This is a genomic window from Pseudomonas crudilactis (genome assembly GCF_013433315.1).
GTDB classification, from domain to species: Bacteria; Pseudomonadota; Gammaproteobacteria; order Pseudomonadales; family Pseudomonadaceae; genus Aquipseudomonas; species Aquipseudomonas crudilactis.
In genome coordinates, this window is record NZ_WXVV01000035.1 from 38,271 (window position 1) to 63,174 (window position 24,904).

Annotated in this window: 28 protein-coding genes; 15 read left to right on the top strand and 13 right to left on the bottom strand. The window is 59.6% G+C overall.

The features are described 5' to 3' along the window. Positions 1-122 precede the first annotated feature (122 nt). The gene (locus tag GTU76_RS28350) at positions 123-1,052 is read left to right on the top strand and encodes a membrane protein (protein WP_016986227.1); all 930 of its coding nucleotides are present in this window, start codon (positions 123-125) and stop codon (positions 1,050-1,052) included. 24 nt (positions 1,053-1,076) lie between these two features. Here the strand turns inward: GTU76_RS28350 and GTU76_RS28355 are convergent, their stop codons facing one another. Beyond that, positions 1,077-1,283 (bottom strand): hypothetical protein, encoded by a 207-nt coding sequence (locus GTU76_RS28355; protein ID WP_150793668.1) that lies wholly within the window; start codon positions 1,281-1,283, stop codon positions 1,077-1,079. Here GTU76_RS28355 and GTU76_RS28360 point away from each other — a divergent pair. The 4 genes from GTU76_RS28360 (at position 1,267) to hcnC (ending at position 5,031) form a co-directional block, all read left to right on the top strand. Next, on the top strand, positions 1,267-1,815 hold the full coding sequence (locus tag GTU76_RS28360) for a hypothetical protein (RefSeq protein WP_306150336.1): 549 nt from the start codon (positions 1,267-1,269) through the stop codon (positions 1,813-1,815). The genes GTU76_RS28355 and GTU76_RS28360 overlap by 17 nt on opposite strands. A gap of 240 nt (positions 1,816-2,055) precedes the next feature. Further along, on the top strand, positions 2,056-2,373 hold the full coding sequence (gene hcnA / locus GTU76_RS28365) for a cyanide-forming glycine dehydrogenase subunit HcnA (protein ID WP_180700134.1): 318 nt from the start codon (positions 2,056-2,058) through the stop codon (positions 2,371-2,373). Continuing rightward, positions 2,370-3,779 carry a cyanide-forming glycine dehydrogenase subunit HcnB gene (hcnB, locus tag GTU76_RS28370; protein WP_180700135.1) on the top strand — a complete coding sequence of 470 codons (1,410 nt, stop codon included), beginning with the start codon at positions 2,370-2,372 and terminating at the stop codon, positions 3,777-3,779. Before hcnA ends, hcnB begins: the two co-directional genes overlap by 4 nt. Further along, the gene (gene hcnC, locus GTU76_RS28375) at positions 3,772-5,031 is read left to right on the top strand and encodes a cyanide-forming glycine dehydrogenase subunit HcnC (RefSeq protein ID WP_175553897.1); all 1,260 of its coding nucleotides are present in this window, start codon (positions 3,772-3,774) and stop codon (positions 5,029-5,031) included. Before hcnB ends, hcnC begins: the two co-directional genes overlap by 8 nt. A gap of 118 nt (positions 5,032-5,149) precedes the next feature. Here hcnC and GTU76_RS28380 read toward each other — a convergent pair whose 3' ends face one another. After that, positions 5,150-6,958 (bottom strand): monovalent cation:proton antiporter-2 (CPA2) family protein, encoded by a 1,809-nt coding sequence (locus tag GTU76_RS28380; protein ID WP_180700136.1) that lies wholly within the window; start codon positions 6,956-6,958, stop codon positions 5,150-5,152. 251 nt (positions 6,959-7,209) lie between these two features. On the opposite strand from GTU76_RS28380, the gene GTU76_RS28385 reads away from it, so the two are divergent. Continuing rightward, positions 7,210-8,124 (top strand): LysR family transcriptional regulator, encoded by a 915-nt coding sequence (locus tag GTU76_RS28385; protein WP_180700137.1) that lies wholly within the window; start codon positions 7,210-7,212, stop codon positions 8,122-8,124. Here the strand turns inward: GTU76_RS28385 and GTU76_RS28390 are convergent. After that, complete coding sequence (locus GTU76_RS28390; RefSeq protein WP_180700138.1) at positions 8,114-8,884, bottom strand: substrate-binding domain-containing protein; 771 nt, start codon at positions 8,882-8,884, stop codon at positions 8,114-8,116. The two genes, GTU76_RS28385 and GTU76_RS28390, sit on opposite strands and share 11 nt — an antisense overlap. 12 nt (positions 8,885-8,896) lie before the next feature. Then, positions 8,897-10,189: an MFS transporter gene (gene tcuC / locus GTU76_RS28395; RefSeq protein WP_034156153.1), complete on the bottom strand. Its 1,293-nt coding sequence runs from the start codon at positions 10,187-10,189 to the stop codon at positions 8,897-8,899. 564 nt (positions 10,190-10,753) lie between these two features. On the opposite strand from tcuC, the gene GTU76_RS28400 reads away from it, so the two are divergent. Both GTU76_RS28400 and GTU76_RS28405 read left to right on the top strand, forming a co-directional pair. Then, entirely contained in the window at positions 10,754-11,059 is a 306-nt protein-coding gene (locus GTU76_RS28400; protein ID WP_093441038.1) for an RcnB family protein, read from the top strand. 101 nt (positions 11,060-11,160) lie between these two features. After that, on the top strand, positions 11,161-11,625 hold the full coding sequence (locus GTU76_RS28405; protein WP_180700139.1) for a hypothetical protein: 465 nt from the start codon (positions 11,161-11,163) through the stop codon (positions 11,623-11,625). A 5-nt stretch (positions 11,626-11,630) separates the two neighbouring features. Here GTU76_RS28405 and GTU76_RS28410 read toward each other — a convergent pair whose 3' ends face one another. After that, on the bottom strand, positions 11,631-12,707 hold the full coding sequence (locus GTU76_RS28410) for a sensor domain-containing diguanylate cyclase (RefSeq protein ID WP_180700140.1): 1,077 nt from the start codon (positions 12,705-12,707) through the stop codon (positions 11,631-11,633). A 163-nt stretch (positions 12,708-12,870) separates the two neighbouring features. Between GTU76_RS28410 and GTU76_RS28415 the strand changes: the two genes are divergently transcribed. Beyond that, on the top strand, positions 12,871-13,209 hold the full coding sequence (locus tag GTU76_RS28415) for an FKBP-type peptidyl-prolyl cis-trans isomerase (protein ID WP_034156149.1): 339 nt from the start codon (positions 12,871-12,873) through the stop codon (positions 13,207-13,209). Positions 13,210-13,268: 59 nt separating this feature from the next. On the opposite strand, the gene GTU76_RS28420 is transcribed toward GTU76_RS28415, so the two are convergent. From GTU76_RS28420 to ftrA, 6 genes are all read right to left on the bottom strand, one after another. Then, positions 13,269-13,604, bottom strand: coding sequence for a hypothetical protein (locus GTU76_RS28420; protein WP_180700141.1), 336 nt, complete (start codon positions 13,602-13,604; stop codon positions 13,269-13,271). A gap of 8 nt (positions 13,605-13,612) precedes the next feature. Then, entirely contained in the window at positions 13,613-13,852 is a 240-nt protein-coding gene (locus tag GTU76_RS28425; protein ID WP_180700142.1) for a pyocin S6 family toxin immunity protein, read from the bottom strand. 14 nt (positions 13,853-13,866) lie between these two features. Continuing rightward, on the bottom strand, positions 13,867-15,087 hold the full coding sequence (locus tag GTU76_RS28430) for a colicin E3/pyocin S6 family cytotoxin (protein ID WP_180700143.1): 1,221 nt from the start codon (positions 15,085-15,087) through the stop codon (positions 13,867-13,869). Positions 15,088-15,393: 306 nt separating this feature from the next. After that, positions 15,394-15,663: a hypothetical protein gene (locus GTU76_RS28435; protein WP_180700144.1), complete on the bottom strand. Its 270-nt coding sequence runs from the start codon at positions 15,661-15,663 to the stop codon at positions 15,394-15,396. Between the two features lie 2 nt (positions 15,664-15,665). Continuing rightward, the gene (locus GTU76_RS28440; RefSeq protein ID WP_180700145.1) at positions 15,666-16,046 is read right to left on the bottom strand and encodes a DUF6124 family protein; all 381 of its coding nucleotides are present in this window, start codon (positions 16,044-16,046) and stop codon (positions 15,666-15,668) included. 436 nt (positions 16,047-16,482) lie between these two features. Next, positions 16,483-17,457 carry a transcriptional regulator FtrA gene (gene ftrA, locus GTU76_RS28445; protein WP_180700146.1) on the bottom strand — a complete coding sequence of 325 codons (975 nt, stop codon included), beginning with the start codon at positions 17,455-17,457 and terminating at the stop codon, positions 16,483-16,485. A 101-nt stretch (positions 17,458-17,558) separates the two neighbouring features. Between ftrA and GTU76_RS28450 the strand changes: the two genes are divergently transcribed. From GTU76_RS28450 to GTU76_RS28465, 4 genes are all read left to right on the top strand, one after another. After that, complete coding sequence (locus GTU76_RS28450; protein WP_180700147.1) at positions 17,559-17,987, top strand: rhodanese-like domain-containing protein; 429 nt, start codon at positions 17,559-17,561, stop codon at positions 17,985-17,987. Positions 17,988-18,234: 247 nt separating this feature from the next. Then, positions 18,235-19,014, top strand: a complete 780-nt coding sequence (locus GTU76_RS28455) for an ABC transporter substrate-binding protein (RefSeq protein WP_016984244.1) — start codon at positions 18,235-18,237, stop codon at positions 19,012-19,014. 210 nt (positions 19,015-19,224) lie between these two features. After that, on the top strand, positions 19,225-20,337 hold the full coding sequence (locus GTU76_RS28460; protein WP_180700148.1) for a succinylglutamate desuccinylase/aspartoacylase family protein: 1,113 nt from the start codon (positions 19,225-19,227) through the stop codon (positions 20,335-20,337). A 179-nt stretch (positions 20,338-20,516) separates the two neighbouring features. After that, positions 20,517-21,233, top strand: a complete 717-nt coding sequence (locus GTU76_RS28465) for an alpha/beta hydrolase (protein ID WP_180700149.1) — start codon at positions 20,517-20,519, stop codon at positions 21,231-21,233. On the opposite strand, the gene GTU76_RS28470 is transcribed toward GTU76_RS28465, so the two are convergent. After that, complete coding sequence (locus GTU76_RS28470; RefSeq protein WP_016984241.1) at positions 21,223-21,780, bottom strand: DcrB/PsbP domain-containing protein; 558 nt, start codon at positions 21,778-21,780, stop codon at positions 21,223-21,225. The two genes, GTU76_RS28465 and GTU76_RS28470, sit on opposite strands and share 11 nt — an antisense overlap. Before the next feature lie 84 nt (positions 21,781-21,864). Further along, positions 21,865-22,638 carry a hypothetical protein gene (locus tag GTU76_RS28475; protein ID WP_180700150.1) on the bottom strand — a complete coding sequence of 258 codons (774 nt, stop codon included), beginning with the start codon at positions 22,636-22,638 and terminating at the stop codon, positions 21,865-21,867. 147 nt (positions 22,639-22,785) lie between these two features. On the opposite strand from GTU76_RS28475, the gene GTU76_RS28480 reads away from it, so the two are divergent. Both GTU76_RS28480 and GTU76_RS28485 read left to right on the top strand, forming a co-directional pair. Further along, complete coding sequence (locus GTU76_RS28480) at positions 22,786-23,322, top strand: chalcone isomerase family protein (protein ID WP_180700151.1); 537 nt, start codon at positions 22,786-22,788, stop codon at positions 23,320-23,322. Positions 23,323-23,394: 72 nt separating this feature from the next. Further along, a complete protein-coding gene (locus tag GTU76_RS28485) occupies positions 23,395-24,714 on the top strand; it encodes an Nramp family divalent metal transporter (RefSeq protein ID WP_026000538.1) in 1,320 nt (439 codons plus the stop codon). The last annotated feature ends 190 nt before the right edge of the window (positions 24,715-24,904 follow it).

The following is a 24,904-nucleotide window of genomic DNA, read 5'->3' on the forward strand; positions in this document are numbered from 1 at the left end:
GTTCATTCTTTGTAACTGTATGAAATTAATGGATTTATTTAATTTGCTCGACTGGCACGGTCACTGCAATTCCTCTGATGACGAGTTGTAACACCATTTTTCATGCCTGGAGCAGAACAACAATGAATAGATCCCCTGATGGGTTTTATCCCGCCGTTGAAGAGTCGAGCAGCGTTTCGGGCGTGTCCTGGGGCGCGATTTTCGCCGGTGCTGCGGCTGCCGCTGCACTGTCGATGATTTTGGTGTTGCTCGGGTTCGGTTTGGGTTTCTCTGCCGTTTCACCGTGGGCCGGAGAGGGCGTCAGCGCCAAGGGCCTGGGCATTTCAACGATAGTCTGGCTGGCTTTGACGCAAATCATCGCTTCCGGCATGGGCGGTTACATCGCCGGTCGTCTGCGGGTGAAGTGGGCGAACATGCACGGTGACGAAGTGTATTTCCGCGACACCGCGCACGGCTTCCTTGCCTGGTGTGTGGCGACGTTGGTCACCGCGGTGCTGGTGGTCGGTTCGGTCAGCAGCGTGATCAGCGGTGGTGTGCAGGCCGGTGCCAGTGTTGCCGGCGGTGCTGCCAGCGCGATGACCCAAGCGGCTGGTACCGCTGCGGCGAACACCGACAGCAACCAGTACGGCTACTACATCGACAGCCTGTTCCGCGATGACCGTCCGGCCTCCGTCAGCGATGACGCCGCGCATGGCGCCGTGGCGCGGATCTTCGCGCAAAGCCTGGCCAACGGTCAGCTCAGTGCCGAAGACCGTACCTACCTCGCGCAACTGGTCGCACAACGGACCAACCTGACTCAGGCCGATGCCGAGCGCCGCGTCGATGAAATCTATGCGCGCACCCAGAAAGCCCTGGCCGACGCCAAAGTCAAAGCGCAACAAGCCGCCGACACTGCTGCGAAAGTCGCTGCCTTGACCTCGCTGTGGATGTTCGTCTCGCTGTTGGCCGGTGCGTTCTTCGCCAGCCTCGCAGCCACCTTCGGCGGTCGTCGCCGCGATGCGGTCGAGTACGTTGAAGTCGACACCTACACCACGACCACTCCAGTCCGTTAAACAAGGAGCATGACCATGCGCTCACTACTGCTGTTTTTCCTCGGCGTACCGATCCCGATCATCATCCTGATCGCCCTGTTCGTGCACTGATTGCTCCATTGAGGCCCATGCCTCGGCCGCTTCCACCTTCGGGTGGAAGCGGCTTTTTGCTTTCTGGCGGGCAACAAGGCGAGAATCCGCGCTGTGCTGTATTTCGATAGACCTCTGATTAAGGATGAGAACGTTGAACAAGAAGGAAATCAAACGTCAGGTGAGCGAGATGCTCGACGCCGGTCGCTCGAAAACCGAAACCTTCAAGGCGTTGTCCGGCGGCGCAGTCAAGGACAAGGTGCTGGCGTATCTGATCGGCTCGTGGCCCGATCCAGAACTGATTGATCGTCACGCCGGCAAGATAAAGGTGCTGCTCGGGCTGACCTATATCCAGGCGTTGATCGGGCTGGTGGGCGGTTATTTCCTCGGTCTGACGATCAGCACCGGTTGGGCCATCGGCATGGGGTTGTTTGCTGGTGTCGTACCTTTGCTGTTCGCTTGGGGTTTTTACCGCAACGTGGCGCAGGCCTACACCGTGTATGTATTTCTCTCGATCACCCAGATGCCACGTATGTTCAAGGACTATGGCGAAGATCCGATAGGCACGGTGATTGGCGTAGCGATCACGTTGGCCATGGTCTTTTTCGTCGCTTGGCTGAAAAACCTGCTGTTTCCTGACCTGGGTTTCTTCGGTGCAAAAAAGATCAAAGGGCAGTTCGTCTTCTCCAACTGATCGTTGGACAATCCAACCGCTTTCACTGGCCTGGATCAATATTTCGAGCGGCGAGATCGCCTAACGTAAATGATCCCGGCCTTTGCTGAGGTATGAACTACAGTGCTTCACGCGCACCTTGTTGCGCTGACGAAGTGCGCGTCGACGCCCCAATCACAGCAACAATAAATGCGTCGACACGCTGTAGTGCAGCAAGGAGCTGACACCACCTCAACCGAACTTTCACGGATGAACATCGCAATGCACTGCCAAGAAAGAACTTTCGATATCCAGCCATTGGCGCAGGCGGATATGACCGTCCACATCAACGGCCAAGCGGTCACCGCCGCCATCGGCGAAACCGTTCTCAGCGTTATCCAGTCCCTCGGCGTGCGCCAGATCGCGCGCAACGATCACAACCAGATCACCGGCGCCTATTGCGGCATGGGCGTGTGTCAGTGCTGCCTGGTGAAAATCAATGGCCGACACAAACGCCGTGCCTGCCAGACCGTGGTGCGTGACGGCATGCACATCGAAACCCAGGTCAACCGCATCACCACGCAGGAGGTGCTCGTATGAGCCTGCAACCGGTCATCGTCGGCGGCGGCCCGGCGGGGATGGCGGCAGCCATCGAGCTGGCGCGCCACGGCGTGCGCTGCACCTTGCTCGAAGAAGCTTCGCGCCTCGGCGGCGTGGTCTATCGCGGGCCGCTGCGGGACGGCGTGCAACTGGATTATCTCGGCCCGCGCTACTCCGAAGCGCTGGGCAAACTGCACGGTGATTTTCAGGAACAGTCCGGGCTGATTGACGTGCACCTCAACCATCGTGTGGTCTGCGCTGAAGGCACCCGCGCGCTGGTGGTGCTCGATGGCGACGAGCAACTGCACGAAATCGAGTACGCGCAATTGCTGTTGTCGGCCGGATGCCACGAACGCAGCGTGCCGTTTCCCGGCTGGACCTTGCCGGGGGTGATCATGCTCGGTGGTCTGCAACTGCAAATCAAAAGTGGCGTGGTCAAGCCGCAAGGGCCGGTGATCATCGCCGGCACCGGGCCGTTGCTGCCGCTGGTGGCGACACAACTTCATGCGGCAGGCGTCAGCGTCGCGGGCGTGTATGAGGCCTGCGCGTTCGGCAAGATCGCCCGGGAAAGTCTGGCGTTGCTGAACAAGCCGCAACTGTTCCTCGACGGCTTGAGCATGCTCGCCTACTTGAAACTGCACGGCATCCCGATGAATTACGGCTGGGGCGTGGTCGAAGCCCATGGCGAAGACGAACTGAAAAGCGTCAGCGTCGCGCCGTACTCGGCCACTTGGGAACCGGACATGAGCCGCGTCGAGCGCTTCGAAGCCAAGACCCTCGCGGTCGGTTACGGCTTTATTCCGCGCACGCAACTGAGCCAGCAGATGGGCCTGGATCATGGCTTCAGCGACGACGGTTATCTGCGCGCCAACGCCAACCTCTGGCAGCAAAGCAACGAACCCCACGTGCATCTGGCCGGCGACATGGGCGGGATTCGCGGCGGTGAAGCAGCGATGCTCGCCGGCAAGATCGCGGCGACATCGATTCTGCTGCAACGCGGTGTCCTTGAAGAGGAGCTGGCGCGGGTGCGCCGCGATCGCTATTTGAGCAAACTCAAAGCCATCGTGCGTTTCCGCGCCGCCGTCGATCGCTACACCGAACGCGGCGTCGGCCAGACTGCATTGCCCGCCGCCGACACGGTGATCTGTCGCTGTGAACACGCGACCCGCGCCGACATCGATCTGGCGCTGGAGCAGGGCGTGCAAGACATCGCCAGCCTGAAAATGCGCACCCGCGTGAGCATGGGCGATTGCCAGGGGCGCATGTGCGTCGGCTATTGCAGCGATCGACTGCGCCAGGCTACCGGCCGCAAGGACGTCGGTTGGCTGCGTCCGCGATTCCCGATCGATCCGATTCCTTTTTCCGCGTTCCAGTCTGTCGGCACGGAGGCCGCTGCCCATGAGTAAGTTCTATGACGTGGTCATTGCCGGTGGCGGCGTGATCGGGGCGTCCTGCGCCTATCAACTGTCCAAGCGCAAAAACCTCAAGATTGCACTGATCGATGCCAAGCGCCCGGGCAACGCAACCCGCGCGTCGGCCGGTGGTTTGTGGGCGATCGGTGAGTCGGTCGGCCTCGGCTGCGGGGTGATTTTCTTCCGCATGATGTCGGCCAACCGCAAGCGCGAAACCCAGGGCGCGGCGGTGGCGGTGGACGCGAGCACGCCGCACATTCTGCCGGAGTCGTTCTTCGATTTTGCTTTGCAGTCCAACGCGCTGTACCCGGCGTTGCACCGAGAGCTGAAAGACAATCACGGGATGGATTTCAAGTTCGAAAAGACCGGGTTGAAATTCGTCATCTACGACGATGAAGACCGGCTCTACGCCGAGCACATCGTCGGCTGCATTCCGCACCTGGCCGATCAGGTGCGCTGGCTCGATCAGGCTGCGCTGCGCGAGTCCGAGCCGAGCGTCAGCCATGAGGCGCGCGGGGCGCTGGAGTTTCTCTGCGATCACCAGGTCAGCCCGTTCCGCCTCGCCGATGCCTACATGGAAGGCGCGCGGCAGAACGGCGTCGACATCTTCGTCAACACCAACGTCACCGGTGTGTTGCATCACGGCAGTCGCGTCACCGGTGTGCAGACGGCCGAGGAGGGCGTGTTCCACTGCAAGACGCTGATCAACGCCGGCGGTGCCTGGGCGGCGGACTTGAGCGAGTGGGCTACGGGCATTCGCATCCCGGTAAAACCGGTGAAGGGCCAGATTCTGCTGACCGAGCGCATGCCGAGAATCCTTAACGGCTGCCTGACCACCAGCGATTGCTACGTGGCGCAGAAAGACAACGGCGAGATCCTGATCGGCAGCACCACTGAAGACAAAGGCTTCGACGTCACCACCACCTACCCGGAAATCGCCGGGTTGGTGCAGGGTGCGGTGCGGTGTCTGCCGGAGCTGAAAGACGTCAACCTGAAACGCACGTGGGCGGGGTTGCGTCCGGGTTCGCCGGATGAGTTGCCGATTCTCGGGCCGATGCGCGGGGTGGAGGGTTATCTGAATGCCTGCGGGCATTTCCGCACCGGGATTCTGACCTCGGCGATTACCGGCGTGCTGCTGGACAAACTGGTCAACGATGAGCCGCTGCCGCTGGACATCACACCGTTTCTGGCGGACCGGTTTGCAGTGGCACCGGTCAAACAGGAGCGCACGCTAGAGCCGGCCTGACACAGATCCCCTGTGGGAGCGAGCTTGCTCGCGAATGCAATCTGTCAGTCATTTAGATGTTGACTGACACACCGCCTTCGCGAGCAAGCTCGCTCCCACATGGGGTTTTGTATGTGGCTCAGGTTTGGCGTGATTCTTCTTCGAGCTGGTCGGACTCGAACAACCGCGCCAGTTCCGCCCGGGCTTCCTGGGCAGTTTGCAGGACTTTCGCCGCGTCGTCGTAAATCGCGTGTTGCGCCTCCAGCACCTGTTCATCGTGATGCTTGAAGCGCTTGATCCGCGCATCGGCCTGGGCCTGGGTCAAGCCGAGGCCGACCAACGTGCGCCGGCTCATTTCCAGACTTGAATAATAAGTCTCTCGAATCGCCTCCGCGCCAACATCGACCAACCGATGCACATGCTGACGGTTACGGGCCCGGGCGATGATCTTCATGTGCGGATACAGCTTGCGCACCACCTCGGCAGTCTTGATGTTGGTCTCCGGATCATCCGTGGCAATCACGAAATATTCCGCCTCGCCGACCTTGGCGGCATTGAGGATTTCCGGGCGCATCGGGTCGCCGTAGAACACCGGCACACCGCCGAAGCTGCGCGACAGTTCAATGGTTTCCACCGACGTGTCCAGCGCAACGAACTTGATGTTCTGCGCCCGCAGAATCCGCGCGACGATCTGGCCCATCCGGCCCATGCCAGCGATCACTACACGCGGCGTGTCAGTGTCGATCTCACGGTATTTTTCCGGCACTTCCACCGGCTGCACTTTCGGGCTGACCAGCCGTGCGCAGAGCAACAGCAACAACGGCGTCACCGCCATCGACAGGGTGATGGTCAGCACCAGCAGGTCATACAGGCGCGGTTCGAACAGGCCCTGATCGCGACCGATCTTGAACACCACAAAGGCGAACTCACCACCGGCCGCCAAGACGATACCGAGGCGAATCGCACTGACCTTGTTCAAGCCACCGGCCAGGCGCCCGACGACAAACAGCAGCGGAAGCTTCAGCCCGATCAACAGCAGCGTCAGCCCCAACACGGTGATCGGCGCACTGAGCAGCAAACTCAAGTTGGCGCCCATGCCGACACTGATGAAAAACAGCCCGAGCAGCAGCCCTTTGAACGGCTCGATCTGCGCTTCCAGCTCATGGCGATATTCCGAATCCGCCAACAGCAGACCGGCGAGAAACGCGCCCAGCGCCATCGACACGCCGACCAAATCCATCAACCACGCCGTGCCGATCACCACCAGCAATGCTGTGGCCGTCGACACTTCCGGCAGACCGGTTTTCGCCACCACGCGGAACACCGGACGCAACAGATAACGCCCACCGACCACGACCACGGCGATGCCGCCGAGCACTTGCAACGCGTGATTCAGACTCTCGGCGTTGCTGGTGTCGTGAGCACCACCCGCCAGCATCGGCACCAGCGCAATCAACGGGATCGCGGCGATGTCCTGGAACAGCAGAATCGCAAACGCCAGACGCCCGTGGGGGCTGGTCAGTTCCTTACGCTCGGCCAGACTTTGCAGGCCGAACGCCGTCGAGGAAAGCGCCAGGCCGAGACCGAGCACAATCGCGCTGTTCAGCGGCTGGCCAAACACCGACAACGCCAGCACGCCGATCACCGAAGCCGTCAGCAGCACTTGCGCCAGACCGACGCCGAACACCGATTTGCGCATCACCCACAAGCGTCGCGGCGACAGCTCAAGACCGATGATGAACAGCAGCAACACCACACCGAGTTCGGAAATGTGCGCGACGCTTTGCGGGTTGCCGATCAGGCCCAAAACCGACGGGCCGATGATCACCCCAGCGAACAGGTAACCGAGCACGGCGCCCAGTTGCAGACGTTTGGCCAAAGGCACGGTGAGCACGGCCGCGAACAGAAAGACGACGGCGGCTTGCAACAGATTGCCTTCATGGGGCATGGGGGGTTACTCCTGACAACGGTACGGCGGGGGTGACAAGGATAAGGGCTACAAAGACCTATAGGCCACTGGAGATCCAATGTGGGAGCGAGCTTGCTCGCGAAAGCGGAGTGTCAGCCAATAGTGTTTTCACTGACAGATTGCATTCGCGAGCAAGCTCGCTCCCACAGGGGTTCTGATGTCGAGTCTGTAATAATTTGCATCAATTGGTTACATTCATAACCTCTACGAATCAATCCCCGAGTCCCGCCATGGCCATCAACTTCGACCTCAACGATCTGCAAGCCTTCCGCGCCGTGGTCGAGCAGGGCAGTTTCCGCAAGGCCGCCGACACCGTGCGCCTGTCGCAACCGGCCTTGAGCCGGCGTATCGAGAAGCTCGAAGACGCCCTTGGCGTAAAACTCTTCGAACGCACTACGCGCAAGGTCAGCCTGACCCAGGCCGGACGCGGTTTCATGCCCAGTGTCGAACGTTTGCTTGATGACCTCGACGTGGCGTTGCTGGGTATCAGTGAAGTCGCCTCGACGCGGCTGGGCCACGTCACCGTCGCCTGTGTGCCTTCGGCGGCGTACTACTTCATGCCCCGCGTGGTCGCGCGTTATCACCAGCAATTTCCGCGGATCAAAGTCAAGGTGCTCGACTCCAGCGCGCACGATGTCTTGAGTGCGGTGGTCAATGGCGAGGCGGATTTCGGTTTGAGTTTTCTCGGCACGCAGGATGCCAAAGTCGAGTTCGAACCGCTTGTGCAGGAGTGCTACGTCGTTGCCTGCCGCCGCGATCATCCGTTGGCCGGACGCAGCAGTGTGAGCTGGGACGAGTTCTATCAGCAGGATTACATCTCGCTCGACAAGACGTCCGGCAACCGCTTTCTGCTCGATCAGGCCTTGAGCAGCGTGGTGCCGCAGCGCTCGAGCATCTGCGAAACCCGGCATGTGACGACGATGATTGGTCTGGTGGAGGCGGGGTTGGGCGTGGCGGCGGTGCCGCTGATGGCGATGCCCGGGCCGGATCATCCGATCCTGACGCGGGTGCCACTGACCGAGCCGCAAGTGATGCGCAGTGTCGGCATTATCAAGCGCCGGGGTCGCACGCTGACCCCGGCGGCACTGGAACTGGAGCGGTTGGTGGTGGAAATGAAGGTCCAGCCGCCGATTGTCAGCGCTTGACCGAGTCCAGTCCGGTGGCCTGCACGTCCGCTTGCGCGGCTGGTGCGGCGAGGTAAGCGAGCAGGGCTTTGGCCTCTTCTGGATGCTGCGCACCGACCGGAATCCCAGCGGCAAAACGCGTCACCGACTGTACCGATTCCGGAATCTTCGCGACGAAACTCACCCCCGGCACCGGCAGCAATTCGCTGACCTGCTGGAAGCCCAATTGATAGTCGCCAGTGGCAACCACAGAGCCGACCGGGATTTTCGCAATCATTTTGGCCTTCGGCTTCAACTGATCTTCAATGCCCAGTTTCTTGAACAGCTGCTGCTCGATGTACACGCCGCTGGCGCTGTCGGAGTAGGCCACCGATTGTGCGTCGAGCAAGGTTTTCTTCAAGGCGTCGACGCTGCTGATATCCGGTTTCGGCGCGCCTTCACGCACCACCAGGCCGATCCGCGAATCGGCCAGCTCAACGCGCGAGGCCGGATCGACCTTGCCCTGTTTGATCAAGTCGTCGAGGGCGTAACCGACCATGATCACCACGTCGGCGTGTTCACCGCGCGCGAGGCGATTGGGGATCGCCTCCGGCGCCTTGCCCATCGACGGGCCGAGGCTGGTGGTCAATGTGTTGCCGCTGGTGGCGGCGAATTTCGGCCCGAGGATTTTGTAGGCCGCGGTGAAGCCGCCGGAGGTCATCACGCTCAAATCTTCGGCCTGCGCCGCGAGGTTGAACGCGAGACCGGCGAGCAGGGCGGTGACAGTAAACAGTTTTTTCATGGCGAGTTTTCCTCAGGCCGCGACAGGTTGCAGACGACCACCGGCACGGCGGTACAGATAAAGAGTGGCGCACAAGGCACACAGCGCGCCGATGCTCATCCAGTAACCCGGCGCGGCTTTGTCGCCGGTGTACTGAATCAGGAAGGTCGACATCGCCGGGGTGAAACCGCCGAAAATAGCGGTGGCCAGGCTGTAGGCGAGGGAGAAACCGGCAACGCGCACTTCCACCGGCATGATCTCGGTGAGCGCCGGAATCATCGCGCCGTTGTACAAGCCGTAGATAAACGACAGCCACAACAGCGACAGCAACATGTGGCTGAAGCTCGGCGCCTGCACCAGATACGACAGCGCCGGATAGGTCGTGGCCAAGGCCAGCAGCGACATGGCGATCAGCACCGGACGACGGCCGATACGATCCGACAGCATGCCGCCAATCGGCAGCCAGAAGAAGTTCGACACACCGACCAGCAAGGTCACCAGCAGCGCATCGGACGTGCTCAGGTGCAGCACGGTTTTGCCGAAGGTCGGCGCGTACACGGTGATCAGGTAAAACGCGGTGGTGGTCAGCGCGACCATCAACATGCCGCCGAGTACCACGCCCCAGTTCTGCCCGAGGGTGCGGAACACTTCGCCCATGCTCGGACGGTGTTTGCGTGCGGCGAACTCTTCGGTTTCCGCCAGGTTACGGCGCAGGAAAAAGATGAACGGCACGATCATGCAGCCGACGAAAAACGGAATCCGCCAGCCCCAATCGGCAATCACATCCGGCGCCATCCACGCGTTCAAGGCGTAGCCCAGCGCGGCGGCGACAATGATCGCCACTTGCTGACTGGCCGACTGCCAAGCGGTGAAGAAACCTTTGCGACCCGGTGTGGCGATCTCGGCGAGATACACCGACACTCCGCCCAATTCCGCACCGGCCGAGAAGCCTTGCAGCAAGCGTCCGATCAATACCAGCGCTGGCGCAAACAGGCCGATACTTTCGTAACCGGGCACCAGCACAATCAATATTGTGCCGCTCGCCATGATCGACAGCGTGACGATCAAACCTTTACGCCGGCCGACATCATCGATGTACGCACCGAGCACGATGGCGCCCAGCGGACGCATCAAAAAGCCTGCGCCGAACACGGCAAAGGTCATCATCAGGGAAGCGAACTCACTGCTCGCCGGGAAAAACACCGCCGCGATCTGCGTGGCGTAGAAGCCGAACAGAAAGAAATCGAACTGTTCGAGGAAGTTGCCCGAGGTCACCCGGAAAATAGCGCCGGCCCGCGAGCCGTTGTGTGGGATTGAGGCTGTCATAGAAAAGTACTCCACCGCTTTTATGACGTGCGCGACGGGAGGGCGGCGCACGGTTTTTATTTAGGCGGATGGTGGCGCAGGTGTAACCGGATGTTAATTGCATTATTGGCATGGATTGATGTGCAAAGTGGATCAATCCGGGGCGGGCACTTCTTGGACCCTGTGGGAGCGAGCTTGCTCGCGAAAGCGCTGGCCCAGGCAATGAAGATGTCGAATGTGCCAACCCCTTCGCGAGCAGGCTCGCTCCCACAGTTTCTGCCGTGTACCCACTGATTTTGCCAACACCACAAAACCCTGTGGGAGCCAGCCTGCTGGCGATAGCGGTTTGTCAGTCAATGAAGATGTTGAATGTGCCGACGCCATCGCTGGCAAGCCAGCTCCCACAGTTTTTGCGGTGTACCTACTGTTTCTGCAACACCAAGAAACCCTGTGGGAGCTGGCTTGCCAGCGATGGCGGCCTCACAGACAACTACAATCCCCCGCCAGCCCAGGCAAAAAAACAAGGAATGATTCCCGAACCCGGCAGTCCGAGTTCAGGTAGCACACATCACAGGAGGTTCACCGATGAACAGCAAAACCCTAATCGCCAGCCTGGCCCTCGTCGCCGGCATTGCCGGGATCAGCCCACTTGTTCAAGCGGCGCAAACCTCAAATGAACAGGCCGTTCAATCGCCGACCAGTGACCGCGAATTGAAGGTCAACGACCGTGCCCCGGATATTTATCAGCGCAGTGAAAAAGCCATCGACTGGAAAACCAAGGGACTGAAAAAACCTGTTGAGCAGGCGCAATGGGTACAGATCAATGACCAGTACGTCATGGTGATGATCACCAACGGGACGATTGTCGAGATGAAACCGGTCCCGCGTTAAACCTCCGGCAATAATCAGCCATGGACGGTTGATTGCAATCGAGCGCCGTTCGGGTAAAACCCTTGGGGCGTTTTGGATGTCGGCAAGTCAGGAGCAACAGGTTGGAAAAGAAACCGCTGTACCGCAAAGAAAACACCACCGCCCACAATGTCTGGCGCAACAACCCCGGCGGGCACTACCGCGATCAACGAAACACCAAAGCGCAAAGCCGTAGCGAGGCCACGCGCGGCTCGATGCACGGCATCAAACACCACGGCTACGACTACACGCCGTTGTTTCGTTTTCTGTTATCTCGCGTCGGTGGTCATTGGGATGAGATTTTCAGCGAAGCGGTATCTCGCCTTGATCGGCCAGAGCCAGTGTTCTGGATGGTTGCCATCCATGAAGAGGATCGAGAGGACATTGTGCGACTGGGCGAGTCGGCCTACTTCAACGGCCTGTTCGTCGATGAGCAAAAGCGACTGCAAATCGTCAACCCGCAGTTGACTGCCGAAGAGATGAAACCTCATTGCCGTTGCTGCACGCATACCTTCAATGGTGTTCAGTTTGGCCTACCTGCGGACTGATAGAGCTACTCGACCCGAACCTGATTCATCACCTGCCCACCCCCCAACCGATACTGATTATTGCCACTGCGCTTGGCCTCATACATCGCCAGATCTGCGACGTGCAGCAAGCGATCCATAGCCGTCGCATGATCCGGAAACACCGCCACGCCAAGGCTGGTGCCGATGTGGCGCTGGTCGTTGCCGATGCTGATCGGTGGCGACAGTTCGATGAAGATTTTCTGGCAGATACTGCGGGCTTCGTCCTGCAAACTCAGGCTCGGCGCCAGGCCTTGCAGGATCACCACGAACTCATCACCGCCAATGCGCGCAACGGTGTCAGTGGCGCGCAAGATGCGCTTCAACCGTGTTGCCGTGGTGATCAGCACCCGGTCGCCGGCGGCATGGCCGTAGCGGTCGTTGATGGTTTTGAAACCGTTGAGGTCGACGAACACCAGTGCGATGCGCGTCTCGGTCTGCCGCGCGTGATCCAGCGCTTCGGACAAACGTTGCTCCAGTACCAGGCGATTGGGCAGGCCGGTCAGCGGATCGAAGTGAGCGAGGTGTTGCAGGTAGCTGGCCGAGGCTTTTTCTTCGGTGATGTCGCGCACCACACCCATCATTTTCACCACCGCGTCGGGGTCGTTGCGCACCACGTTGCCGGTTTCCCGTAACCAACGAATGGTGCCGTCGGGCCAGACCACGCGGTATTCCTCATCATGGTTTTCGCCGGTCTCTAGGCAACGCAGTTCACCTTCGCGCACCTTGGTGCGATCGTCCGGATGCACGCAGGAACAAAACAGCGCATAGGACGGTGTGATTTCGCCGATCTTGAACCCGAACATGCCGTAAATCGCATCCGACCAGTACAGTCGATCCGTGTCGACTTCCCAATCCCATGTGCCGATGCGCGCAAAGTACTGGCTGCGCTTGAAGCGCTCGACGTCGCCGTCCTGGTGAATGTTCCGGCCATCCACGTTCCGTGTCAGCAGATCTCGGTACTGCGCGAGCTGCCTGCGCAAACCGCGTTCGCGCCATAGCAGCAGAGCGATGATGGCAAGCAAGATCGCGCCCACGGCAAGGCTGATCCAGAACAGAGTCATTCGGGCGCTGCCAGCATGGCGGTTCGATCCGTGGAGTAGTGGCGGTTGGCTATGTTAATGCTTCAATACTCGGTTCGGATACCATGTTGATCTGCGCTGGCAGGTTGCCAATCCCCTGCATTTCTGGGAAAACGGCGGTCGGCTGAACAATAGAGTGAATGTTATGAATGATGAACTGCAGGTAATCGATCTTCAGGTCGGCGAAGGTAAAACCGCCGTCAAAGGCGCGCTGATCACCACCCAATACACCGGATGGCTGGAAGATGGCAGCGAGTTCGATTCTTCCTACAGCCGTGGCAAACCTTTTCAGTGCGTGATTGGCACCGGGCGGGTGATCAAGGGGTGGGATCAGGGTTTGATGGGCATGCAGGTGGGGGGCAAACGTAAATTGCTGGTGCCGGCGCATTTGGGGTACGGCGAACGGACGATGGGCAAGATCCCGCCGAATTCGAATCTGGTGTTTGAGATTGAGTTGTTGGAAGTGCTGACGCGGGAGGATTGAGGTGGAGGGCGTCGATTTGGATGAAGTCCGTTACTTCATCCAAATACCGTCAGGGTGGATCAGGTGAATACGTCTATATCGTCAAGCGCGTCTTCGATGATTCCTTGCAGTGAAGGGTGCGTTCGCCTAGCTGACTCAAGTGCCAAAAAAACAGTTTCTGTATCCACTTCGCCATGTCGGCGAGCGATGTGCCCGAGTGCAGTCGCCGCAGCGGCCACAATTGCTTCGGTTTTGCTGGTGAGGTGTTTCAGGCAGATGTCCTGAGCCCAGTTTCTGTCGGTTTCATTTAGGCCAATGGATACGAGTGCGGCGATTACGTTTGCATCTATGCCGCTGGAAAGTAGGCGGACGGCCTCATCGTGGTTTATCGATGGGTTTTGGTAGATGAGGCTCATTGCCGAAGTTAACCCCTGATGCCGATAAAAAGATCGAGTTCCGCTGGCAGTTGTTCGTTAACCGCCATGCCGATTTTTTGAGCTTGATCCAGTGTCAGCAGCCACTCGCCGTCGGGACTTTCGTCAAGGCTTTTCCAACCCATTGCAGCCAGAACTGCCGGTTCAAATTTCGACCCAACTGTAAGTTGGTATTTTAAGGTGTCGTCTTCGTCGTCACCCTTTAAGAAACCGCTAATCCATAAAAACATCTGTAGCCTCCTGTTTACTTCGGGGTTGATCTTTCGGGGTCTGCGGGATCGATTTGTTCCCCGGTCTCGTGGTTAAACTCGCCAAGATGCTTGCCTTGCTTGTTATAAAGCTCGATAGCACCGGTTTTACTGTCCCATTCAAAGATCCGGCCTTTTCTATCCTTCCATCGGCTGCGTCTACCGCCTCCACCTTGAACACTGCTTTTGGATTTGACAGGAAAAGCATCCGGGAATGCGGGAAGTGTTGCGGGAGGTCTGTGGTACTTGATATCGCCGCCGAGAGCGCGCCTTGAAATCACAACATACAGGGGCGACACCCCGGAGTCAGCCGGAAAAACCAGGATGAAATCGTGGTATTCAGGCGGGTAAACCGGATTAACGATGATCTTGTCTGCTTGCTCAGTCGGCGGGTAAATCCAGATCTGGGGTATTTGCGGTGCGCCTTCCAGCGGTGGAATTACCGTTGTCTTGGTGGGGTCTACGGCGGGTGTCCAGATCAATTTTGCGCCATTACCGAAATCTGCGACTTGCTGGGTGCCTTGCTTCACGAACCGTACGACAGGAATCATCTCCCAATCGCTGCGCGTCTGGGTGTTGTACCCATATCCTTTCAAGGTGCCGTCGGCTTGTTGTTCTAAACGCAATCGGACACGAGTGCGACCTTTCTCAAGCGATTTAAGTTGTTCTTCTGTGTATAGCGAGCTGTCGCCCAAACTCGAAGGCCAAAGCAGAGCAACAATGCCGAGCAATGCACCAGCGACAACACCTCCCGTCACTGCACTTGCACCACTCACCGCACTTGCGCCTGGGCTTGCAGTGGTAGTCGTAGCTAATAGAAGCGTTCCTGCCTCAGCAGGAAAATTACGGCCTCCTACTTTTTTTAGCGGAATGTTCCCAGCAGTGTCTCGCTCGCGGCCGCCCAACAAAGACAACTCTCCAAAATCAGCCAACTTCTCGACCGGAATAAATCCGGTACTACTGACATGGTTGATTACACCATCCGGAAGCTGGCAGCTTTTAGCGAACACGCAACCTTTTGCATCGGGCATAGGCTGTTGTGGTTGTTTGATTAGGCTATTTTCGTAGGCTTGCTGTCTGGCAAGCATATCGTCATAGGCGGTTTGTCTAGCTTCCCGCTCTGCCAACTCGCTGTCGGTCATATAGCGGCTAGTGATGTGGTGTCCGTCACCGGCCGGTGGGTTTTGAACTCGAGGTCTGTCTGTCTTTCGCGCCATGAGCGTCCTTGTTCTTTCGTCAGAAAACGATGCGGACGCTAAATGAATGGACGTTTGATGGATGTAGGACGGGTCTGAAATTGCGACAGTTGTTACAAGTGTAAAAAATCAGGATTGGTACATCGGCAGGTACGCCAACTCGCTCGGGCCTTCCTATGGTCTGGTTTTCAGATATTTGTTAGCAGAAAGAAAGCCATCGCGAGCAGGCTCACTCCTACAGTTGATCGCGGATGCTCATGGGATTTGAGTGCACCGCAGATCTAGTGTGGGAGCGAGCCTGCTCGCGAAGAACGATCACGCGGTCAATCAGGCTGCATGCGACATCTCGGCCAGTGTGTCGGCCACGGTTTTTTGCAGTGAGGGGAACCGGCGGGTCACGCGGCGCAGTGCGGGTAGCACGGCGTCGATTTCCAGTTCATCGAGTTGGGGAAGGACGGTGACGGCGGAGGCGACGATGGATTCGCGTTCGCTTTCGAACAGCACCAGGCAGGTGTTCTGCGCCCAGCGTCCGTCCCGTTCGTTGAAACCCATGGCCACCAGTGCTGCGACGACTTGTGCATCGGTTTTGTTGGACATGTTTATTGCCTCAGGGCGGGGTCGATTTTGTCGAGGGCGCGGTTGACCGCGAGTTCGCCGAGCATGACCACTTGCTGGATGCCGAGCACGGTGTTGCGGTAGGGCGAGTCGAGCAGGGCGGCGAAGTCGCTGAGCATGACGCTGGCCGAGGCCATGGATTCGCAGGCGTGGGCCATGAGGTCTTCGGCGCCGGTGTTGGGGTCGACGAGGAACATGGTGCTGGGTCTGCGCGGTGGTGACGGCGGTGTGGGTTTCAGGTAGTGGTCGAGGGCGCGCTCGGCGGCTTCGTGGAGTTTTCTGGAGCCCGGTGTGGAGTAGGGGGACGTTGGATTTGGATCGACTTCCGCGTCAGTTTCGGGCGGATTTGGCGTTATCTTGAACATATGCTGGGAACCTCAATGAGGCTGACACCGTTCTGCGACTAAACATTAGGTGGCAGCTATACGCAGGTTAGTCGACCGGCATCCCAAGCATTACCGGCGCGCTCGAAAGCGCCCTGCGCACAGCCGCCATTGAGTGCAGACATCGAAATGCCAGACTGAATAACAGCTTGCGAACTTGAGAAAACACCGAGCGACTAAACCCGATCACTGAACATTCAGTGACGCGAACCAAGTTACCGGCAGCCCCCAAGCCGCACAAGCCGGCGGATTCTGGCGTAGTTGTAGGCAAAGGCGCAAGGCGCTGTAGCCTTGTGGCTGATGTCTAAATGATGCTGCGTTTGACTGGGCGCCTTCGCGAGCAGGCTCGCTCCCACAGGGGGAATGCATTCCAAACTGTGGGATCGAGCTTGCTCGCGAAGGCGCCTTCAAAATCACTTCAGGATTTAACCCTCACGCCCCGCCCAAACCGCTCCCGATACACCGACGGCGGCACCCCCACCACCCCACGAAACGCCACACGAAAACTCTCCACCGACCGATAACCGCAACGCTCGGCAATCTGCTCGGTGTTATGCGGCGTACTCTCCAGCAACTCCCGCGCCCGCGCCAACCGTTCGTGCTGCAACCACGCCTTCGGCGACTGCCCGCTGGCCTCGGTAAACCGCCGCAGAAACGTGCGCTCACTCATCGCCGCTTCGCTGGCCAGATCGCGCACCTCCAGCGGTTCATGCAAACGCTCGCGCGCCCACTGCATCACCCGCGACAGATCATTGCGCGGCGTCGGGCTGACCGGGGTCGGAATGAACTGCGCCTGGCCGCCAGTACGCTGCGGCGACATCACCAGGCGCCGCGCCACCGAGTTGGCGACCTGCGTGCCGAAGTCCCGTGCCACCAGATGCAGGCAGGCATCGATGCCGGCCGCGCTGCCGGCCGAAGTGATCAACTGACCGGAATCGACATAAAGCACATCCGGATCGACCGCAATCGCCGGGAAGCGCTGCGCCAGTTCCGCCGTGTAACGCCAATGGGTGGTGGCGCCATGGCCGTCGAGCAAACCGGTGGCCGCCAGCACAAATACACCGGAGCAGATCGACAGCAATCGCGCACCCCGGGCATGGGCCTGGCACAGCGCGTCGATCAATGCTGGAGGCACCGGCGCATTGCGGTCGCGCCAGCCGGGAATGATGATGGTGCGCGCTTCGGCCAACAATTCCAGACCGCCGTCGGCCAGCACCTGAATGCCGCCCAAGGCGCGCATCGGGCCCTGATCGACCGCCGCGATGGCGTGGGTGTACCACGGGAAATCGAACTCCGGCCGGGTCAGGCCAAAGACCTCCACGGCGATGCCGAACTCGAATGTGCAGAGGCCGTCGTAGGCCAGAATCGCGACCAGACCTGGTGATGTCGGCATTTGGCGGAAAATTCCCGGTGAGTGTCTTGTACGCCACTGTAGCCGCAAGCGGCCGCTCGTTAAAGTCTGTTCACACCCGTTCAGATAAAGGAGCAACACCCATGGTCAGTCTGGTTCGCGACATTCCTGCAGCGCCGTCGGCGATCGCCCTGATGCACTTCAGTAATCGTCTGACTTTCGAAACCGATTGTTCCGACGTCTTCAGTAGCCAAGAGGCCGGCGAGATCGATTTTGTCCTGGTCGATGTCCGTGGGCCGCTGGCGTTTGAGCGCGGGCATGTGCCGGGGGCGATCAATATCCCGAACCGCTTGCTGACGGCGGCGGAGCTGGCGATCTACCCGAAAACCACGCTGTTCGTGGTCTATTGCGCCGGCCCGCACTGCAACGGCGCGAACAAGGCAGCGGTGAAACTGGCAGCGCTGGGGTATCCGGTCAAGGAGATGATCGGCGGGGTTACCGGATGGCTGGATGAAGGCTTTCAACTGAGCGTTGCGCAAGTCGGCAAAACCGCCATCGACTGCGAATGCTGACGTTCGCTTAAGAGAATTCCTGAGCAAAAAAAGCGCTTGTCCTACAGCCTTTGCACCACGACGGCGCACCCGTTGACCCCGGTCAATCGGTGCGCCGATCTTTCATAAGTATTTGTCGCTTAAACACAATTTACCCTGTGCGCGCCGCCATAGACTGCCGGCCACTTCGGTTTTTGTAGCCAATTGGCCATGACCGAACGCTGAATCGAAAGCTGCCAATAAAAGCCTCCGCACACAGGAGTTATAAATGAAGAAGCTAGTGATGTTCGGTGCCCTGGCACTGTCGATGTTGTCCCTGACCGCTGTGGCCGAAGACGCCAAGCCGATCCGCATCGGTATCGAAGCCGGTTACCCGCCATTCTCGATGAAAACCCCTGACGGCAAACTCGCCGGTTTCGACGTCGACATCGGCGATGCGCTGTGCGCGCAGATGAAAGTCAAATGCACCTGGGTCGAGCAGGAATTCGATGGCCTGATCCCGGCGCTGAAAGTGAAGAAAATCGACGCGATCCTGTCGTCGATGACCATCACCGACGACCGCAAAAAGAACGTCGATTTCACTATCAAGTACTACCACACCCCGGCGCGCTTCGTGATGAAGGAAGGCTCCGGTGTCAAAGACCCGCTGACCGAGCTCAAGGGCAAGAAAGTCGGTGTGCTGCGCGCCAGTACCCACGACCGTTACGCCACCGAAGTGCTGGTGCCAGCCGGGATCGACCTGGTGCGTTACGGCTCGCAACAGGAAGCCAACCTCGACATGGTTTCCGGGCGTATCGACGCGATGCTGGCCGACTCGGTCAACCTGAGTGACGGTTTCCTGAAAACCGACGCGGGTAAAGGTTTTGAATTCGTAGGCCCGACCTACGAAGACGCCAAGTACTTCGGCGGCGGCGCCGGCATTGCGGTGCGCAAGGGCGATACCGCGCTGGCCGAGCAGTTCAACAAAGCCATCACCGAAATCCGCGCCAATGGCGAGTACAAGAAAGTCCAGGACAAGTACTTCGACTTTGACGTGTACGGCCATTAATACGCCGTAGAAAAAAGTGGCCCCGTTTGCGCGGTGGCCACTTTTTTTATGCTTTCTTTCTACAGATGGAGATCCCTGTGGGAGCGAGCTTGCTCGCGAATTCGGTTTAACATTCAACATCTTTATTGACTGTCAAATTGCATTCGCGAGCAAGCTCGCTCCCACAGGGATCTCATTGATCCAGATCTACCAGACTGCAGGAGTTTTCCCATGCAACGCATCGACCATGTTCTGCCCTGGAGCCACTTGGGCAGCGAACGCTCGCTCAGCGTGTTTCGCTACGGCGCGGGCGCCCGCAAGGTGTACATCCAGGCCAGCCTGCACGCCGATGAACTGCCGGGCATGCGCACCGCGTGGGAACTCAAGCAACGCCTCAATGAGCTGGAACAGCAAGGCCGTTTGCAGGGCGTGATCGAGCTGGTGCCAGTGGCCAACCCGATCGGCCTCGATCAACACCTGCAAGGTGCGCACATGGGCCGCTTCGAATTGGGTAGCGGCAAGAACTTCAACCGCGCCTTCGTCGAACTCAGCGCGCCGGTCGGGGCGTTGATCGGTGAGCGTCTGGGCGCGGATGCCGAGGCCAACGTCGCGCTGATCCGCCAAACCATGGGCCAAGTGTTCGATGAGCTGCCGGCCCCGGCCTCGCAACTGGAAGCCTTGCATCGCTTGTTGCTGCGCCATGCCTGCGATGCCGACATCACCCTCGATCTGCATTGTGATTTCGACGCGGCGATTCACTTGTACGCGCTGCCGCAGCACTGGCCACAGTGGCAATCGCTGGCGGCACGCTTGAAGGCCGGCGTGGCGCTGTTGTGTGAAGATTCCGGCGGCAGTTCGTTCGATGAATCCTGCTCGACGCCGTGGCTGCGTCTGGCGCGGGCGTTCCCCAACGCCGCGATCCCAGCGGCGAACCTGGCGACCACGCTGGAACTGGGCAGCATGGGCGATACCCGGGTCGATCAGGCGCAGGCCAATTGTGAGGCGATTCTCGGCTTCCTCGCCGAGCAGGGTTTTATCAGCGGCGAATGGCCGGCGGCACCGGGCGAGTGCTGTGAAGGTCTGCCGTTCGAGGGCACCGAATACCTGTTCGCGCCGCACCATGGTGTGGTGAGTTTTCTGCGCAATGCTGGCGAGTGGGTGGAGAAGGGTGATGCGCTGTTTGAAGTGGTGGATCCGTTGCAGGATCGTGTGACCACTGTGCGTGCCGGCACCAGTGGCGTATTGTTTGCGCTGGATCGCGGGCGTTATACCGAGCCGGGGATCTGGCAGGCGAAAGTGGCGGGGCGGGTGGCGTTTCGGACCGGGAAACTGACTAACGACTGACGGATCCTTGTAGGATTCAACGGCCCTTTCGCGAGCAAGCTCGCTCCCACAGGGGAATGCATTTCCAATGTGGGAGCGAGCTTGCTCGCGAAGGGGCCATCAGCAGCACCCAACATGTTGATCCACGCCGCAGGATGTTAGGCTCCCCCCGAACCCGACACTCCGTGAAGGAAGGCTCTATGTTGAAGGTCTTTGCTCTCTTGACCCTGCTGGCGTCCAGCGCTGTGCAGGCGCAAACCACGCTGCAATCCGATCTGCCGCTCAAGTACATCGAGCAGGTGCACGCCGACGCCGAGGCGCGGCCGCTGGTGATTTTCCTGCACGGCTACGGCAGTAACGAAGCCGACCTGATCGGCATGAAATTTCAGCTGCCGGCGCAATACAACTACCTGTCGGTGCAGGCACCGCTGTCGCTCGGTGAAGGGCGTTTCCAGTGGTTTCGCAAGAAAGGCGAAGGCGCCTACAACGGCGAGACCGATGATCTGAAGGTCAGCGGCCAGAAGCTTCGCGACTTTATCGCGCAAGCGGCGAAGAAATATCACACCACCCCGAGCAAGGTGTACCTGATCGGCTTCAGCCAGGGCGCGATGATGACCTACGAGGTCGGGCTGCGGCCGCCAGTGGCGGTCGGTGGGATCGCCGCGTTGAGCGGGCGTTTGTTGCCGGTGTTGAAGAGTGAACTCAAGACCGAACAGCAGCCATTGCCGCTAAGCATCTTTATCGGCCACGGCACCGCCGATGATCCCGTGCCGTATAAAAACGGCACCGAGGCTAACACGCAACTACAGAAACTCGGTTACAAACCGCAGTTCCATGCCTATCCCGGCGTCGGCCACAGTATTAGTGCGGCCGAGTTGCGTGACTTGAATGGCTGGTTGCAGCAGCTCAATCCTTGAGGATGGTTTTCACCAGGGCGTCGTGACCTTTCTTGTCGCTGGCGCGGGAGATCACCTGCACCAGCGCCATTTTCGTGCCGGAGCCGGCCATCAGCGTAGTGTTGAGGGTCTGGCCGCCGCCCTGGGTCGCGGTGCTGTCGACCTGACGCAAGCCAAGGCCGGTGCCTTTCTGGGTCAGGCTTTTTTCGCTGAGTTTGTTGAAGTCCGGCAGGGCCTTGCGCTGGTCTTCAATGAAACTCGCCACGCTGCCGTCGAGAAACTGGCCGTCGTTGTCCTTGACGTGCTGGCCTTCGGGAATCTTGTTTTCAGCGGTAATGACCACGGTTTTTGTGGCCTCGTTGGTGTACATCGTGCCCGTGGTCCCGCTCGGGCTGGTCGGCAGCGGGTCGGCGATGAAACCTTTTGGCAGCACAAAAGTGAACTTGCCATCGAGCATCGAGACTTTCTCGGTGCCGGCATTTTTCTTGGCCGCTTGCGCGTGGAAGGCGCCGAAACCGGCGAGGGCCGCCACCAGCAGGACGACGGCTTTTTTGCTCAACAATGACATGTGAATCTCCGGTGGATGGTCGCGCGAGGCGGGCGATCATCCCATGGAGGGGGGCGGGCGTTCCAGCGCGAATCGTCTGAGCGGTTACTGCGCCTGCGCTTTCGCCAACGGACGGGTCAGCAGGCGTTTGGTCACGCCGAGCATCGCCACCGACACCGCGACACCGACGGCAAATCCGCTCAGCCCCATGCTTGGCAAGGTCAGTGCCGAGACCAGACAAAACGCCGAAAACGAATACATGCCGGTGGCCGTCGCCCGTAACAGTGCGGCGGTAAACGCCGGGCCGCGCGTTTGTTGTGAGAACACCGCCATCACGCTACCGAGTACCGGAAACACCGCGAGCAAACCGCTCCAGCGCTCGCCGACGGTGCTGGCGAGCATCGTCACCACCAGGGTCAACGCGGCGCCGGCGATCATCCGCCAGATCAGTTTGTCCGATTTCGGCGCCGGGCCGTTGAGCACCGGTTGCACCGTAGGAAACAGATATGGCGATGCCAACAACGCAACCGCCGCCGCTGCCACGGAAAACGGCAGCGACGCCGGGATCAGCGACAACACCCCCGCGATGATGGCCCATACCGACAGTGACGCCGTCAGCGCCAGTGGCCAGTTCGCCCGTTGCGCGACCTGCGCGTAGGTGATGCAGAACGCAATCATCGCGAACATCGCCGATAACGCCGCCACCGCTGATTGCGCGGCGAACGCCGGACCCTGCTCGATGGCGAGGAAAAACAGAATCGGCCCGACCACCACCGGCAATCCCGACAGCCACCCGGCCACACTCGGCCCCCAGCGTTTGCCCGCCAGGGAAATCAGCAGCAGAAAACCGGGAATCAGCAGCAGTTTGAGGATCAGCACGCAGGTGTCTCCGTCCGTTGAGGGTAGGCCACGGTAGCATTGTCGATCGGCGATTGCTGCCTATGTACGCGGTTTTTGTATACAAAGTATCGGGGGCGATACCCGGCTATGCTGTGTGTATCAGGGTTTACCGGAGTCGATGCCGCGATGAGAAGAACACCGAAGGTGTTGCGCGGATGCTGCGGCATCGGCTTGTGGGCGCTGTTGCTGACGCCGACCTGGGCCAATTGGCAGGACGCCGTGCCCGGCGCGCAGATCATCGGTACCGGCGATTACAGTGTGTTCGGTTTCGATGTCTACAACGCGCGCTTGTGGAGTGCCGCGCGGCCATTGGTTGACGGCCAGCCGTTTGCGCTGGAGTTGATCTACCGCCGCAGCATTTCCCGCGACGATCTGGTCAAGGCCAGCGTCGACGAAATCAAACGCCTGGCCGATGGCCGCGTCAGCCCGGCGCAATTGGCCGGTTGGCAGATCCAGATGCAGCAATCATTCGTCGATGTACAGGCCGGCACGCGGATTACCGGCGTGTATCTACCGGGGCAGGGCGCGCGGTTTTTTGTCGGTCAGCAGTTGCAGCATGAGATCGATGACCCGCTGTTTGCCCGGGCGTTTTTTGCTATCTGGCTGGATCCGCGCACACGCAGTCCCGAGTTGCGCGAACAGTTGTTGGGGGTGAGTCGATAGATTTTTTTGCGCTTCTAGGCTTCGGCGGAAACCTCTAAGCTGCGTCTTTCCGACTTGTTTCTGGATGTGTGCGTGAAATTCAGTTTGCCCAAAATCGCCACCGCGCCGTTTTGTCCGCCGGAAGTGGCTGGCAGTGTTGCGGTTGATCCCAATGCCGCGTTCTTCAAACGCGTGCTGCGTTTCGCCGGTCCCGGTTTGCTGGTGTCGATCGGTTACATGGACCCGGGCAACTGGGCCACCGCTATCGAGGCCGGTTCACGCTTTGGCTACAGCCTGTTGTTTGTGGTGTTGCTGGCGAGTCTGGCGGGCATGGTCGTGCAATGTCTGTGTTCGCGGCTGGGCATCGCCACCGGGCGCGATCTGGCGCAGCTGTCCCGCGAGCGCTACAGCACACCCACCGCGCGGCTGCAGTGGGTACTGGCGGAAATCTCGATCATCGCCACCGATCTGGCCGAAGTGCTCGGCTGTGCGCTGGCCTTTCACTTACTGCTCGGCTGTTCGCTGACCTTCGGTATCGCCCTGACGGCGTTCGACACCTTGTTGGTGCTGGCGCTGCAGAATCGCGGTTTCCGCAGACTGGAAGCGATCATGTTGGTGCTGGTCGCGACCATTGGTGTGTGTTTTTTCGTTGAACTGTTGCTGATCAAACCGTACTGGCCGGATGTCGCCCAAGGTTTCAAACCGTCGCTGGCGGCGATTGGTGAAGCGGCGCCGTTGTACCTGGCGATCGGTATTCTCGGCGCGACGGTGATGCCGCATAACCTCTATCTGCATACCTCGATCGTGCAGACGCGGATGATCGGCAAGGACCTGGCGAGCAAGCAGGACGCGGTGAAACTGGCGCGCATCGACACCATCGGTTCGCTGGCCCTGGCGTTGCTGGTCAATGCGGCGATCCTGATTCTCGCTGCGGCGGCGTTTCACCAGTCCGGGCACACCGACGTGGTGGACATTCAGGACGCCTACCACTTGCTCGATCCGCTGGTCGGTGGCGCGCTGGCCAGCGTGTTGTTCGGCGTGGCTCTGCTGGCGTCGGGGCAGAGCTCGACCTTTACCGGCACTATCGCCGGCCAGGTGATCATGGAGGGTTACCTGAATCTGCGGATCCCGTGCTGGCAGCGGCGCTTGATTACTCGCGGACTGGCGTTGATTCCTGCGTTTATTGGCGTGTGGCTGATGGGCGATAACGCGATCGGCAAATTGCTGGTGTTGAGTCAGGTGGTGTTGAGTCTGCAGTTGCCGTTTGCCTTGTATCCGTTGATTCGCATGACCAACGACAAACAGCTGATGGGGCCGTTTGTGAACCGCTGGCCAACCCGGGTGTTGGCTTGGGGCTTGTTTGTGGTGATCAGTGGCGCCAATAGCTGGTTGATTTTGCAGTGGGCGGTTTGAGCCAGCATTTGCTGTGACTGGTTGGGCCTCTTCGCGAGCAAGCTCGCTTGTATGGTAGGACTTGAAGGGAGGAGGAGGGACAAGGCTCGATTCTGACTGTTAGCGCAGTACAGACCGTGGGAGATTTTCACCCTCCTCCTTTCACCCAAGCGCCGATAAAGAATGCATCTGGCCTAGACCGACGATAGGA

Coding starts and splice junctions, on each gene's coding strand:
- GTU76_RS28435 (WP_180700144.1), bottom strand. CDS start 15,663: ATGTCCAACAAAACCGATGCACAAGTCGTCGCAGCACTGGTGGCCATG.
- GTU76_RS28455 (WP_016984244.1), top strand. CDS start 18,235: ATGAAGAAGCTAGTGATGTTCGGTGCCCTGGCACTGTCGATGTTGTCC.
- ftrA (WP_180700146.1), bottom strand. CDS start 17,457: ATGCCGACATCACCAGGTCTGGTCGCGATTCTGGCCTACGACGGCCTC.
- GTU76_RS28465 (WP_180700149.1), top strand. CDS start 20,517: ATGTTGAAGGTCTTTGCTCTCTTGACCCTGCTGGCGTCCAGCGCTGTG.
- GTU76_RS28350 (WP_016986227.1), top strand. CDS start 123: ATGAATAGATCCCCTGATGGGTTTTATCCCGCCGTTGAAGAGTCGAGC.
- GTU76_RS28460 (WP_180700148.1), top strand. CDS start 19,225: ATGCAACGCATCGACCATGTTCTGCCCTGGAGCCACTTGGGCAGCGAA.
- GTU76_RS28425 (WP_180700142.1), bottom strand. CDS start 13,852: ATGTTTTTATGGATTAGCGGTTTCTTAAAGGGTGACGACGAAGACGAC.
- GTU76_RS28470 (WP_016984241.1), bottom strand. CDS start 21,780: ATGTCATTGTTGAGCAAAAAAGCCGTCGTCCTGCTGGTGGCGGCCCTC.
- GTU76_RS28360 (WP_306150336.1), top strand. CDS start 1,267: ATGAGAACGTTGAACAAGAAGGAAATCAAACGTCAGGTGAGCGAGATG.
- hcnC (WP_175553897.1), top strand. CDS start 3,772: ATGAGTAAGTTCTATGACGTGGTCATTGCCGGTGGCGGCGTGATCGGG.
- GTU76_RS28400 (WP_093441038.1), top strand. CDS start 10,754: ATGAACAGCAAAACCCTAATCGCCAGCCTGGCCCTCGTCGCCGGCATT.
- GTU76_RS28430 (WP_180700143.1), bottom strand. CDS start 15,087: ATGGCGCGAAAGACAGACAGACCTCGAGTTCAAAACCCACCGGCCGGT.
- GTU76_RS28415 (WP_034156149.1), top strand. CDS start 12,871: ATGAATGATGAACTGCAGGTAATCGATCTTCAGGTCGGCGAAGGTAAA.
- tcuC (WP_034156153.1), bottom strand. CDS start 10,189: ATGACAGCCTCAATCCCACACAACGGCTCGCGGGCCGGCGCTATTTTC.
- GTU76_RS28440 (WP_180700145.1), bottom strand. CDS start 16,046: ATGTTCAAGATAACGCCAAATCCGCCCGAAACTGACGCGGAAGTCGAT.
- GTU76_RS28450 (WP_180700147.1), top strand. CDS start 17,559: ATGGTCAGTCTGGTTCGCGACATTCCTGCAGCGCCGTCGGCGATCGCC.
- GTU76_RS28480 (WP_180700151.1), top strand. CDS start 22,786: ATGAGAAGAACACCGAAGGTGTTGCGCGGATGCTGCGGCATCGGCTTG.
- GTU76_RS28380 (WP_180700136.1), bottom strand. CDS start 6,958: ATGCCCCATGAAGGCAATCTGTTGCAAGCCGCCGTCGTCTTTCTGTTC.
- hcnA (WP_180700134.1), top strand. CDS start 2,056: ATGCACTGCCAAGAAAGAACTTTCGATATCCAGCCATTGGCGCAGGCG.
- hcnB (WP_180700135.1), top strand. CDS start 2,370: ATGAGCCTGCAACCGGTCATCGTCGGCGGCGGCCCGGCGGGGATGGCG.
- GTU76_RS28410 (WP_180700140.1), bottom strand. CDS start 12,707: ATGACTCTGTTCTGGATCAGCCTTGCCGTGGGCGCGATCTTGCTTGCC.
- GTU76_RS28390 (WP_180700138.1), bottom strand. CDS start 8,884: ATGAAAAAACTGTTTACTGTCACCGCCCTGCTCGCCGGTCTCGCGTTC.
- GTU76_RS28420 (WP_180700141.1), bottom strand. CDS start 13,604: ATGAGCCTCATCTACCAAAACCCATCGATAAACCACGATGAGGCCGTC.
- GTU76_RS28385 (WP_180700137.1), top strand. CDS start 7,210: ATGGCCATCAACTTCGACCTCAACGATCTGCAAGCCTTCCGCGCCGTG.